This window comes from Heliomicrobium gestii, from assembly GCF_009877435.1.
GTDB classification, from domain to species: domain Bacteria; phylum Bacillota; class Desulfitobacteriia; order Heliobacteriales; family Heliobacteriaceae; genus Heliomicrobium; species Heliomicrobium gestii.
Map to the genome: position 1 here is coordinate 140,337 of NZ_WXEX01000008.1, position 11,945 is coordinate 152,281.

Below are 11,945 nucleotides of genomic sequence, written 5' to 3' on the forward strand. Positions count from 1 at the left end.
TGCTGAAAACCGCTGCGTTGAAACAGGTAGCTCTTCACCCTGGCGCGAGGCTAAAACTCTTCCTCTCCCCGCTCCCACTGGGCTTGCAGTTCTTCCCGTCCTTTACGGACCGTGCTGACAGACTTGGTCAGGGTATGTTCGATTTGGCGAAGGACATCATCGGCATACTGGCGAGCGTCAGTATGGAGTTCAACGGCCTGGCGGCGCGCCTCGGCCAGAATCTCCTCCGACTTCTGTTGGGCCAGGCGGACGATCTCCGTCTCACCGGCCAGCTTGGCTACATACACCTTTGTCTCTTCAATCATCTGCTGGCACTCGGCTTCCGCTTCCTGGATCACCCGCTGCCGTTCCTTCGTCAACCATTTGGCCTGGCGCAGTTCCTCCGGCAGCCCTGTACGGATGCGATCAAGGAAATCCAGAAGGACGTGATCATCCACGAGCACCTTGCCGGTGATCGGGATGCGCGTCGATGTCTCAATCAATTCTTCCAGTTCATCAAGGATGCGCAAAACGCTCCTGCCTTCACCAAAGCGGGACGAATTCCCTTCCAATGCCTGTGCTCGCTCCATCGAACAGGTTCCCCTTTCTATCTGGCCGACGCCTTACCCCATACGGTATCACCGAATTTTTCCGCCATTTTCTTCAGCACCGCCGGCGGCAGGTAATCCGATACCTCTCCACCGAAGGAGGCGACTTCTTTGACCATGGAACTGCTTAAAAAGGCGTAATCGGTGTGGGTGGCCATAAACACCGTCTCCGCCTCCGGATACAGGCGCTTGTTCATCAAGGCCATCTGAAACTCCACTTCAAAGTCAGATACAGCGCGCAACCCCCGCACGATGGCTTGGGCCCCTTGCTTGCGCGTAAAATCCACGAGCAACCCTGAAAAAGATTCCACACGCACATTCGGGATATGGGAAGACGCCATTCGGATCATCTCAACACGCTCATCCATCGTAAAGAGCGGTTTCTTGTTGGGATTGATGGCGACAGCGACGATCACTTCATTAAAAATCTGAGCGGCCCGCTCCACAATATCCAAGTGACCTTTGGTGATAGGGTCAAAACTGCCCGGATAGACGGCAACAGTCACGAGTCGGCCTCCTCACAGCGCTCTTCCGGATCCGGTTCCGGGGACCGCTCCCACTGGTAGTAATGAATCATGGTGTCTCCGTAGCGGTCCTGTTTCCTCCGGCTCAAGGAACCGAACTGTTCGGGAAGCCCCTCGTCACGGCTGCTTTCCATGATCAAGACGCCCTCCGGCGCCAGAAGCCCGGCGGCAGCCATCTCCAGCACGGGGAGCCAGAGTTCCCGTTTATAGGGCGGGTCGGCAAAGATCAGATCAAATCGCTTTCCCTCGGCGAGCAGTCGCTGACAGGCCTGCCGGACATCCTGTTTCAGCACTTTTCCTCGATCCAGTCTTGTCGACTGGATGTTTTTGACAATCGTCGCACAGGCCGCCGGATTTTTTTCCACCCAATATACGAACGCGGCGCCACGGCTCAAGGCCTCCAGGCCCAGGGCGCCCGTTCCCGCAAACAGGTCCAGGCATTGCGCTTCAAGGCAACGCCCGGCCAGCACATTGAACAACGCTTCTTTTACGCGATCGGCCGTCGGCCGCGTCTCCCACCCCTTGACGGAGACCAACCGGTGGCCTCGGGCTTGGCCGGATATGATCCGCACATCCAATCCCCCTTCACCGCATTACCCAGATTATAGCACGGCCTCCCTCTTTCGACAATTCCCGCAACAGAGGAATGAGCCTGCTGTCCCACAGGGCACATTGAGGAAAGAAGGAGGAATGGCCGTGAATCGCTCCGCACTCTACAGCAATCTCGGCATCCGACTGGACATGGCCCTTGAGGCCCATGACATCATCCGCCGGGAGATGGGCTCCGATGTGCCCGGCGTGCGCGTCTTCCGCAGCGAACACCCGCAATCGGTCGTCGTCACCACCGTTGTCGTCGATTCGGAACAGGGCGAACAGGCGATGGGCAAGCCACGGGGGACCTATGTGACCATCGACGCGCCCCCCTTGCGGGAGAACAATCGAGAATCGCACCAAGCCATCTCGACCATCCTGGCTCGCGAACTGGCCGGGCTCTTGCCCATCGGCCCTGACAGTTCTGTCCTCGTCGTCGGCCTGGGCAACTGGAACGCCACCCCCGACGCCCTGGGACCCAAGGTGGTCGAATCCACCCTGGTCACCCGCCACCTCCATCACTACGCTCCGGAAGAGCTCTCGGGCAACTTGCGCCCCGTCAGCGCCATCGCCCCCGGTGTCCTCGGCTTGACAGGCATCGAGACGGCGGAGATCATCAAAGGGATCGTCGAGAAAACCCGCCCCGACCTGGTCATTGCCATCGACGCCCTGGCCACCAGTTCCGTCGATCGCATCGCCACCAGCATCCAACTGGCCAACACAGGGATCCAACCGGGATCGGGCGTGGGCAACCGGCGAGCCGGGATCAACCAGGCGACAATGGGCTGCCCCGTCATCGCCCTTGGTGTTCCAACGGTCTGTCATGCCGGCGTCATCGCCCACGAGGCCATCGAAAAACTGATGCAGCAGTTTCAGACGAGCCCCACCCTCTACCGGCTCTACAAAGGACTCAACCCCGAGGCGATGCAACAGATCATCGAAGAGGTGCTCGGCCCCTTTCAGCGAGACCTGATCATGACCCCCAAAGAGATCGATCAACTGATCCAGCAGACCTCCCGTGTCGTCTCAGCCGGCATCGCCCAGGCGCTCCATCCAGCCATCACACCGGACCAGTGGACCCAATACCTGCAATAAAAACGGCGAAGAGCGTCCCTTGCGGAGCGCTCTTTGCTTTCGCTACTTCCTGTTGCCCGGCCCGCCGGGCCGGGGGACGACAGCGTCCTTGCCGCTGTTAGGTCACTTCGCCGGCGGCGCCCCGGCAGACCTGTCCTGCTTTTTCACATCCTGAAAACGGTGGCCCAGACCGATCTCCTGGGCCACTTCCATTTTAAAATCTTCCAATTGGGGCGACAGTTCGTCGCGATCCCGTTCTGGCAAGGCGATCACCTCCTCGCCTGTTAGGATCGCCCGTCAGAACAGATCCAATCCATGAAAAGTCTCCCTCACCCGTTGCGCCAGTTCGCGGCTCTCCGGCAACTGAAGCTCGGGATCATGGGCAGACCAGCGGCGGGCCCACTCCTTCGCCGACTCGATCAGTTCGGCGTCCCGGACCAGATCAGCCGCCTTAAAGGCGGGGATGCCGCTCTGGCGTGTGCCGAGAAACTCGCCGGGACCGCGCAGCTTAAGGTCCTCTTCGGCGAGGCGGAACCCGTCGTCGCTGGCCTCCATGGCCTGCATCCGCTGCCGTCCCTCTTCGGAGAGCTTGTCAGCCACCAGGATGCAGTAGGATTGGGCGTCACCCCGGCCCACCCGTCCCCGGAGTTGGTGCAACTGAGCCAAACCGAATCGCTCGGCTCCTTCGATGACCATCACCGTCGCCGCAGGCACATCGACACCGACTTCAATCACCGTCGTCGCCACCAGGATGTGCAACTGGCCCCGGTAAAAGCGCTCCATCACAGCCGCCTTGTCGTCTTTCTTCAGCCGCCCGTGGAGGATGCCCACCTCCAGGTCGGGGAAAACATCGCGAGACAGGGTGGCGAAGCGCTCTTCCACGGCGGCCAGATCAGACTCCTCGGAATCCTCGATGGCCGGACAGACCACATAGGCCTGCCGCCCTGCAGCGACCTCCCGGCGGATCAGCCGGTAGATGCGCGGCCAGGCGTCGGCGCCCACATGGTGGGTCTTCACCTGGCGCCGCCCCGGCGGTCGCTCGTCAAGGATGGATACGTCAAGGTCGCCATAAACCGTCATGGCCAGTGTGCGCGGGATGGGCGTCGCCGTCATCACCAACAGGTCTGCCGCCTCGCTCTTTCCTTTCAGAATCGCCCGCTGCCGCACGCCGAAGCGGTGCTGCTCGTCGATGATCACCAGGCCGAGCCTCCGAAAAGCCACCTCTTTTTGCAACAGCGCATGGGTGCCCACGACGACCGGGATCGAGCCGTCGGCCAGTCCGCGCAAGATCTCCTCGCGGCGGCGACGCCCTATGGAGCCGGTCAGGTGAGCCACCGGCATGGCCATGTTGGCCAGCAGACTCTGCCAGTTGATGGCATGTTGATCCGCCAGGACCTCTGTGGGCGCCATCAATGCCGCCTGGTATCCCGAGGCGACGGCCTTGACGACGGCCGAGGCGGCTACTACCGTTTTGCCGGCGCCCACATCGCCTTGAAGCAGCCGGTGCATCGGTCGCTCCGCTTCCATATCGGCCTCGATCTCGGCGATCACCCGCTTCTGGGCTCCCGTCAGTTCATAGGGGAGGAGCGACCAAAACCGCGCCAGTTCCTCCCCTGTCGGCTGGTGCCGGATCCCCTGGAGCGGCCCCTGCTTCTGCCGGCGCACATAGCGCCAAGCCGTGGACAGCAAAAAGATCTCGTTGAAGGCGATCTTGCGCCGTCCCGCTTCCGCCGCTTCCAGGCTCTCGGGAAAATGGAGGTGGCGCACCGCTTCTACAAGGCCAGGCAGTTTCAGTTTCGCCGTTACCGGCGGCGGGAGCGGATCGATCAGCGACGGCGCGTACCTGTCCAACACCTGTTCAAAAAGACCCCGCAGGAACCGCTGGTTCAATCCCTCTGTGGCCGGGTAGACGGGAACGATCCGGTTGGTGTGCAAGCCCGCCTCCGCCTGATTTTCCATCTCCTCCACATGCAGTTCCGCCTTGCCATAGCGGAACTCGGCCTTGCCGGAGACGACGACAGCCGTGCCAGGCGGATACTTGGCCGGCAAGTGCTTGCGGTTGAAGAGCACGATCGGCAAGAGGCCGCTGCCGTCATCGATCTGACCCTTGATCACCGACAGGCCGCGCCGCGGGGTCCACTGCTGGTAAGCCCGGATCACGCCGGCCACCGTCACATCGCCAGGGTAGCGAATCTGGGCGATGCTCATCAGTTGGCTGCGGTCGATATAGCGGTGGGGCAGGTGGAAGATCAGGTCCCGCACCGTCGCGATGCCCAGTTTTTTCAGCGTTGTCGCCCGCTGGGGCCCTACGCCCCGCAGGAACTGGATCTCCGTGCCCGGCCCCTGACCGCCGCGGGAAAAGGAGCGCTCCGGAGCCATTGACGGGGCGTCCGGCGACGCGGTCTTTGACGGCGCCCTTGACCTTTGCCGGGTCTCCGATGGCTCAGTGACGGAGGTCCGACTGCCGGGCAGCGCCGTACCCGGCGCCGCCAAGACCTGTTCGGTCGCCAGAGGTTGGGCTACCGGCAAGTGGGCCGACAGTTCCATCTCCAAAACAGCCAGGTTTTGAGAGATCTGTTCCACGAGGAGACGTCGCTCTGCGACCGGCTGACGCTGGTAATGCTGCAGTTGCCCCTCCCACAGGGTCAACCGCGCCCCCCAGGGACCGGGAGCGTTTACGGCTTCCCGCCGCAAAGCGGCGAGGGCGGAACGGGCGAAGGCGGAAAAACCGCCGATAACGCCGCCGTCGGTGTACCCGCAATGGCGTTCGGCGTCGACAGCCCGCCGCAGATTCTGCCACAACAATTGCCATTTCATGCCCTTACTCCAGTCCGATGATGTACGGGTAGAGCGGTTGCCCCGTTGTCACCGCTTCCACCTCCGCGTCCGGGCAAGCCGCCTCGATCACCTCGATCAGCCTTTCCACCTCCGATGGGTCGACCGCTTCTCCCTGATAGAGGGTGACCAGTTCCCATCGGCCGCCTGCCACAGTCAACGCCTCCCGGACCACACCGCTCAACTCCACGCCGCCGGCGATGAGGCTGTCGTCAAGGAGACCGATCAGATCGCCCTCCCGAACAGCGACACCATTGACAGTGGCATCGCGAACAGCCCTGGTGATCTCCAAGCAGCGAATATCCCGGCCGGCCTTTTCCATCCCGGCCTGAAGATCCCGAACGTCTTTTCCAGGGTCAAAGGCCAACATGGCCGCCAGACCGCCGGGAAGGTGGCGCGTTGCCACTACGGCGGCCCGGTCCTCGCCATAGATCTGCACCGCCTGGCGAGCCGCCATAATCAGGTTCGGGTGATTGGGCAGGAGCAGGCAGAAGTCGGCTGACGCCTTCTCTAAAGCGGCCAGCCAATCGTTGGCGCTGGGGTTGCGGCTCGTCCCGCCGTCGACGACGGCGACAGCCCCCTGTTCCTGAAACAAGCGCGCCCACCCTGCCGACGGCGCAGCAGCGATCACCGCGACCGGCGTTCGCGTCCCTTCGTCTTTCACCGCTTCTCCGGAGATGACGGCGGCCCTGGCCTTGGCCTGTTCAACCATGTTGTTGATGTGGATGTCATGGAGGGTGCCGCACTGGAGGGCTTGTTCTAAAACCAGGCCCGGGTGATCCGTATGTATGTGGATCTTGGCCGCATCGGGATCCCCCACGACGAGCAGGCAGTCTCCCATGTCTACCAGTCGCTTCCGCAAACCGTCGAGGGGCAGTTGGCGCCCTTTCAGGATGAATTCAGTGCAGTAGCAAAACCGTTCCGGCGCCGCCTCAGCCGGTTCTCGTTCTGAGGAAGGGCCGCCTGGCGCCGTCGCTTCAGCAGGGACCGCCTCTGGAACAGGCGTCATTGCATCCGAGTCGATCGGTTCGCCCGACTCGCCGCGCAAGGCCTGGAGGCATCCCTCCAAGAAAAACACATACCCCTGACCGCCGGCGTCGACGACACCGGCCTCTTTCAAGAGGGACAACTGGTCCGGCGTCTTGTCAAGGGCGCGCTGGGCCGCGGTGACGGCCGCGGTCAGGATCCGGTCCAGATCGCTCCCTGGTCGCGCCGCCGCCAGGGCTTCCTTCGCTGCCGCCCGGGCAACCGTCAGGATTGTTCCCTCCACCGGCTTCATGACCGCCTTATAGGCCATCTCAACGCCCTTTTCCATGGCCCTAGCCCAATCGAGGGGCGTTACCGTGTCCTTGTCTTCCAGCGCCTTGGCCCAGCCCCGGAACAACTGGGAAAAAATCACGCCCGAATTGCCGCGGGCGCCGAGCAAGGCCCCCTTCGCCGCCGCCATCGTCACTTTACCTGCCCGGACTTCACCGCCGGGGATCGCCTCGGCGCAGGCGCGCAGCGTCAAGGACAGGTTGGTGCCGGTGTCGCCGTCTGGCACAGGGAATACGTTCAACTGATCGATCCGCTGCCGGTTCGCCTCGACACGCCCTGCGCCGCCCTGGATCAATGCGGCTACGGCAGGCCCGTCCAAGCGTTCTCTAATCGGGAATCTTGAGTCCATGGACATGAACGTTCACCTCACGAACAGACAACCCCAGTTGGGTTTCTATGGCCAGCTTCACCCGTTCCATCACGGTTCGGGCGACTTCGGGAATGCGAACGCCGTAGGCCATGATCACATGCAGATCCAGCGATACAGAAAAATCACCATACGAGTTCACTTGTATGCCCCGCGCGGCATGTTCAGCCCGTTTATTGACGCCGATGCCTGCGAAGAGGTGTTTGGGCGCCGTGCCCACCAGGCCGTAGCATTCGGCCGCCGCCTGTCCGGCGATATTAGCGATCACTTCGTCCGCGATCGATACACTGCCCATCTCAGAGGGATTTTTTACAGTCATTGTCGGCCATCTCCTTCCTATAAAAAAAGGCCCCTCAAGCGGGCCCTTGCTTTTCCAACCGCTGCAATTCCGCCAGGAGGACACGGAGGTTAATGTCATGCATCCGGGCGCCGCCTTCAATCGTCTCTGTGGCGGAACCCATGCATCCGAGGCAGCCCATCCCGTGGCGGGCCAGGATCTCGCCCGCTTCGGGGTATTCCTGAAGCAATGCCATCAACGACATGTCCTTGGTTATCTTTCCCAAGTCGTCCCCCCCTTAACATCATTTGCTTCCTGCCATCTTATTCTCCAATGGCGGCAAGAATTCCTTTTTCATCGCGTCCAAGATCTTGCCAAAGGGCAATCTATCTGTTAGACTGTAATAGTGATTTTTTTCAAGCCCAAGGAGGTGGAATCATGTCACGGAAATGCGCCATTTGTGGCAAAGGGGTTCAAACAGGGATGCAAGTCAGTCACTCCCACATCCGCACCAAACGCACCTGGTCCCCTAACCTCCAGCGCGTTCGCGCGGTTGTCAAGGGTGCGCCCGTTCGTCTGAATGTTTGTACCCGCTGCCTCCGTTCGGGCAAAGTTCAGCGTTCCGTCTAACCAACCGCAACGCCTGTGGTTGCTGATAACCCCGAAGCGTCAAGTCCTTTGACCATCAGGTCAAAGGACTTTTTGCGTTTTCGCGGCGCTCTGGCCTTTATCCCCTTGTTCAAAGGCAGGTTGCGGGCAGGCGGACTACTCCGCCTTGCACCGCAGTTCCTGTTCCCAAGCCTGCAACTCATCAGGCCCAAAATAGTGAGCCTGGCTGCAAAAATGGCAGCATACCTCGGCGCCCCCTTGGGTCTCGCGCATATCAGCCAACTCATCAGCGCCCAAGCTCTTCAGGAGCACAGCCACCCGCTCGCGGTCACAGCCGCAGAAATACTCCGGCTGATAGGAGGCGAGCACCTTCGGCTCCATACCCTCCAGCAAATCCTCCATCAGATCGCAGGCGTTCTTTCCCGTCGACCAGTACTGGCTGATCGGACCGATCCGGGCGATCCGCGCCTCTAACTGATCGATCATGGTGTCATCAGCGCCAGGCATCAGTTGGAGCATAAAGCCGCCGGCCGACATGACCGATCCGTCCACATCGACGAGGACCCCCAGGGCGACGGCGCTCGGCGTCTGTTCAGAGATGAGGAAGTAGCGCGTAAGATCCTCGGCGATCTCTCCCGAGACGAGTTCCGCCGAACCGGTGTAGGCTTCTTTCAGCCCCATGTCCCGCGTGACATGGATATGGCCTTGACGGCCCACAGCGCCGCCCACGTCCAGCTTCCCTTCCGCTGTCGGCGGCAGTTCCAGTTCGGGATGCTGCACATAGCCACGCACCCGCCCCTTGGCGTCCCCTTGCGCGACCACCGCCCCGAGGGGGCCGTCGCCGAGGATGCGCAAGGTCATCTTCTCATCGTTTTTTTGCAGCGCCCCCAACAAGGCCGCCGCTGTCAAGGCCCGGCCCAGAGCAGCGGTCGGAACCGGCCAGGTTCCGTGCAGTTCGCGAGCCCTGCCGGCCAGCTCTGTCGTCCGGGCGCAGATCAAGCGCACCATGCCCTCCTGGGCCGTCGCCCGGATCAGTTCATCACCCTTCGTCGTGACACCCATCGTCGTGCTCTGTCTTCCTTTCCAACCCTTGCAGGTCTACATACTTTCAGTGAGCCCAATCTGCTCCAGGGTTACGCCCCAGCCGCCTGTGCGAACAGAGACGTCCCGCTCAACCGCCGAGGCTGGATAAACATCGGGAAGCCCCACCGGCAACACCGTATCGGCGCCGCTCTTCTGAGACTGTTCGAGGGCCGCTGCCACAGCGCTCGCCGCCGCGACGCAGGCCGCCGGGACAGGCCGTCCATGGCAGATCCCCGCCGCCACGACAGCAGCGAAGAGATCGCCCGTTCCGTAAGCGGACCAGGGGATGGCGTCGACGCCGACCTCCCAGGCCTCGTCCCGTCCGAGGGCAAGGGCGTAGATGCGACTGTTTTTTCGCCGCCAACCGGTGACGATCACCCACTGGGGCCCAGGCGCCGGTGACGGGGAGCCCAAGGCTGGCGTGGCGGTCAACAATCGACGAGCCGCCGCCATGATCACCTCTTCGCTGCGATCGGTTGCCGCCGGATCCATCCCGGCCAGCTTCAACGCCTCGAAAGGATTCGGCGTGACCACCTGGGCCAGCGGCAGCAGGCGCTCTCGCACGATGTCGGTGACTTCCGGTGTGACATAGAGTCCGTGGGGATCATCGCCCAGCACCGGATCAAGCAGATAGGGGAGCGATCCTCGCGCCGCCATCCGGCGAGCAAGCCAATCAGCCAGAATCTCTCCCTGACCGGCCGAACCGAGATACCCGCTCAGGATGAGGTCGGCCTCTGTCTCCTCCAGGGAACGCAACAGGCCATAGAAAAGGGGCGATGGCACGACGCCGCCCCGCCGGGGGCGGACAGCGCCGTGAGCGCCCAGCATGACCGTATGGACCGGATAAGGCTCTACCCGGCAGGCGAGGAGTCCGGCGATGACAGCCGAATTGCCGACAAACCCCCGGGCCACCATGCTCTGCACGGTGATGGTTGCAGGAACCCGTTGCATCGGATCAGCCACCGATGTTGCGCATCAGGTTCGCCATCTCGATGGCCGACATGGCGGCGTCCCATCCCTTGTTGCCGGCCTTTGTGCCCGCCCGCTCGATGGCCTGCTCGATCGTGTCCGTCGTGACCACCCCGAAGATGGTGGGAACGCCCGATTGGAGGCCCACCTGGGCGACCCCTTTGGACACCTCGCTGCAGACATAGTCGAAATGGGGTGTGGCGCCTCGGATCACAGCGCCGAGACAGATGACGGCGTCATAGCCCTTGGCGGTGAGCTTTTTGGCCACCAGGGGGATCTCAAAAGCGCCGGGCACCCAGGCGACATGGACATCCTGCTCCGCTACACCGTGGCGTTGCAAGGCGTCCTGAGCGCCGGAAAGCAGCTTGGAGGAGATGAATTCGTTGAAGCGGGATACGACGATGGCGAATTTCAATCCCTGGCCGATCAGATGACCTTCATAGACAGTGCCTGCCATGGATGGATCGACTCCTTCTCTTCTAAAATCATGGGATGAGTCTGCTGGTTTAGAGCATATGACCCAATTTTTCTTCCTTTGTCTTCAGGTAGCGCTCGTTTTCGGGCACACAGTCGATGACGATCGGCACCCGTTCGACGACGGAGAGACCATAGCCTTCCAGCCCTTTGATCTTGCGCGGGTTGTTGGTCATGAGCCGGATCTTGTTCAGCCCCAGGTCGGCGAGGATCTGGGCGCCGGTGCCGTAATCGCGCAGGTCGGCGGGGAAACCGAGCATCTCATTGGCCTGAACGGTGTCGGCGCCCATATCCTGGAGTTTGTAGGCGCGGATCTTATTGACCAGGCCGATGCCGCGGCCCTCCTGGCGCATGTAGAGGACGACGCCGCGGCCCTCCTCTTCAATCCGCCGCAGCGCGCTGGCCAACTGGTCGCCGCAGTCGCAGCGTTTGGAGCCGAGCACATCGCCGGTGAGGCATTCCGAGTGGACCCGGACGAGAACAGGTTTCTCGTCGTCTTGCCGTTCCCCTTTGACGATGGCCAGGTGGCCTTCGCCGTCGAGGAGGCTCTCATAGGCGACGGCCGTAAAATCGCCGTACTTGGTGGGCAGCTTGATCGTCTCCACCCGCCGGATCAGTTTTTCCGTCCGGCGACGGTATTCGATCAGATCGGCGATGGTGATGATCTTGATGTTATGTTTTTCGGCAAAGGGAAGCAGTTCGGGAACACGGGCCATCGTGCCGTCATCGGCCATGACCTCACAGATCACGCCGGCCGGATAGAGACCGGCCATCCGCGCCAGGTCGACAGCGGCTTCCGTGTGTCCCGCCCGCACCAGCACGCCGCCTTCCCGGGCGCGCAAGGGGAAGATATGGCCCGGTTTGCGCAGGTCTTCGGGCTTTGTCTTGGCGTCGAGGAGGATTTGAACCGTCTGGTGGCGCTCAAAAGCCGAGATGCCGGTGGTGCACGATGTGGCGTCGACGGAAACGGTAAAGGCCGTCTGCATGCGGTCCGTATTGTCCCGCACCATCGGGTGGATCTCCAGCGCATCGAGCCGTTCTCCCGTCATGGGAACGCAGATCAAGCCCCGGCCATAGGTCGCCATAAAATTGATCGCTTCCGGCGTGGCTTTTTCGGATGCCATCAACAGGTCGCCTTCATTCTCCCGGTCCTCGTCGTCGACGACGATGATCATGCGGCCGTCGCGAATGTCCTGAATGGCTTCCTCGATCGTGCTGAATGCCATGGGACTCACCTC

Annotated in this window: 14 protein-coding genes; 2 read left to right on the forward strand and 12 right to left on the reverse strand. The window is 61.9% G+C overall.

The genetic code is table 11. The features are described 5' to 3' along the window. Positions 1 to 50 precede the first annotated feature (50 nt). The 3 genes from GTO89_RS10915 to rsmD are packed head-to-tail and all read right to left on the reverse strand — an operon-like array spanning position 51 to position 1,683. Positions 51 to 569, reverse strand: a complete 519-nt coding sequence (locus GTO89_RS10915) for an ATPase (RefSeq protein ID WP_161262110.1) — start codon at positions 567 to 569, stop codon at positions 51 to 53. Between the two features lie 17 nt (positions 570 to 586). Next, positions 587 to 1,093 (reverse strand): pantetheine-phosphate adenylyltransferase, encoded by a 507-nt coding sequence (gene coaD, locus GTO89_RS10920; protein ID WP_161262111.1) that lies wholly within the window; start codon positions 1,091 to 1,093, stop codon positions 587 to 589. Then, the gene (gene rsmD / locus GTO89_RS10925) at positions 1,090 to 1,683 is read right to left on the reverse strand and encodes a 16S rRNA (guanine(966)-N(2))-methyltransferase RsmD (RefSeq protein ID WP_161262112.1); all 594 of its coding nucleotides are present in this window, start codon (positions 1,681 to 1,683) and stop codon (positions 1,090 to 1,092) included. Before rsmD ends, coaD begins: the two co-directional genes overlap by 4 nt. Before the next feature lie 124 nt (positions 1,684 to 1,807). Between rsmD and gpr the strand changes: the two genes are divergently transcribed. Further along, positions 1,808 to 2,797, forward strand: coding sequence for a GPR endopeptidase (gpr, locus tag GTO89_RS10930; RefSeq protein WP_161262113.1), 990 nt, complete (start codon positions 1,808 to 1,810; stop codon positions 2,795 to 2,797). A gap of 102 nt (positions 2,798 to 2,899) precedes the next feature. Here gpr and GTO89_RS10935 read toward each other — a convergent pair whose 3' ends face one another. From GTO89_RS10935 to GTO89_RS10955, 5 genes are read right to left on the reverse strand one after another with little or no spacing between them, the layout of a single operon-like run. Further along, entirely contained in the window at positions 2,900 to 3,040 is a 141-nt protein-coding gene (locus GTO89_RS10935; RefSeq protein WP_161262114.1) for a small, acid-soluble spore protein, alpha/beta type, read from the reverse strand. A 33-nt stretch (positions 3,041 to 3,073) separates the two neighbouring features. Further along, positions 3,074 to 5,593: an ATP-dependent DNA helicase RecG gene (gene recG, locus GTO89_RS10940; RefSeq protein ID WP_161262115.1), complete on the reverse strand. Its 2,520-nt coding sequence runs from the start codon at positions 5,591 to 5,593 to the stop codon at positions 3,074 to 3,076. A gap of 4 nt (positions 5,594 to 5,597) precedes the next feature. Beyond that, positions 5,598 to 7,277, reverse strand: coding sequence for a DAK2 domain-containing protein (locus GTO89_RS10945; RefSeq protein WP_161262116.1), 1,680 nt, complete (start codon positions 7,275 to 7,277; stop codon positions 5,598 to 5,600). After that, a complete protein-coding gene (locus GTO89_RS10950) occupies positions 7,255 to 7,614 on the reverse strand; it encodes an Asp23/Gls24 family envelope stress response protein (protein WP_161262117.1) in 360 nt (119 codons plus the stop codon). Before GTO89_RS10950 ends, GTO89_RS10945 begins: the two co-directional genes overlap by 23 nt. 34 nt (positions 7,615 to 7,648) lie before the next feature. After that, on the reverse strand, positions 7,649 to 7,858 hold the full coding sequence (locus GTO89_RS10955) for a DUF1858 domain-containing protein (protein ID WP_235920405.1): 210 nt from the start codon (positions 7,856 to 7,858) through the stop codon (positions 7,649 to 7,651). Between the two features lie 152 nt (positions 7,859 to 8,010). On the opposite strand from GTO89_RS10955, the gene rpmB reads away from it, so the two are divergent. Continuing rightward, complete coding sequence (gene rpmB / locus GTO89_RS10960; RefSeq protein WP_161262118.1) at positions 8,011 to 8,202, forward strand: 50S ribosomal protein L28; 192 nt, start codon at positions 8,011 to 8,013, stop codon at positions 8,200 to 8,202. A gap of 135 nt (positions 8,203 to 8,337) precedes the next feature. On the opposite strand, the gene hslO is transcribed toward rpmB, so the two are convergent. The 4 genes from hslO to GTO89_RS10980 are packed head-to-tail and all read right to left on the reverse strand — an operon-like array spanning position 8,338 to position 11,933. After that, positions 8,338 to 9,243, reverse strand: coding sequence for an Hsp33 family molecular chaperone HslO (gene hslO, locus GTO89_RS10965; protein WP_161262119.1), 906 nt, complete (start codon positions 9,241 to 9,243; stop codon positions 8,338 to 8,340). A gap of 36 nt (positions 9,244 to 9,279) precedes the next feature. Then, the gene (locus tag GTO89_RS10970) at positions 9,280 to 10,215 is read right to left on the reverse strand and encodes a bifunctional hydroxymethylpyrimidine kinase/phosphomethylpyrimidine kinase (protein WP_161262120.1); all 936 of its coding nucleotides are present in this window, start codon (positions 10,213 to 10,215) and stop codon (positions 9,280 to 9,282) included. A 4-nt stretch (positions 10,216 to 10,219) separates the two neighbouring features. Beyond that, positions 10,220 to 10,690 (reverse strand): 6,7-dimethyl-8-ribityllumazine synthase, encoded by a 471-nt coding sequence (gene ribH / locus GTO89_RS10975; RefSeq protein ID WP_161262121.1) that lies wholly within the window; start codon positions 10,688 to 10,690, stop codon positions 10,220 to 10,222. 49 nt (positions 10,691 to 10,739) lie between these two features. Continuing rightward, entirely contained in the window at positions 10,740 to 11,933 is a 1,194-nt protein-coding gene (locus tag GTO89_RS10980; RefSeq protein ID WP_161262122.1) for a bifunctional 3,4-dihydroxy-2-butanone-4-phosphate synthase/GTP cyclohydrolase II, read from the reverse strand. Between the last annotated feature and the right edge of the window lie 12 nt (positions 11,934 to 11,945).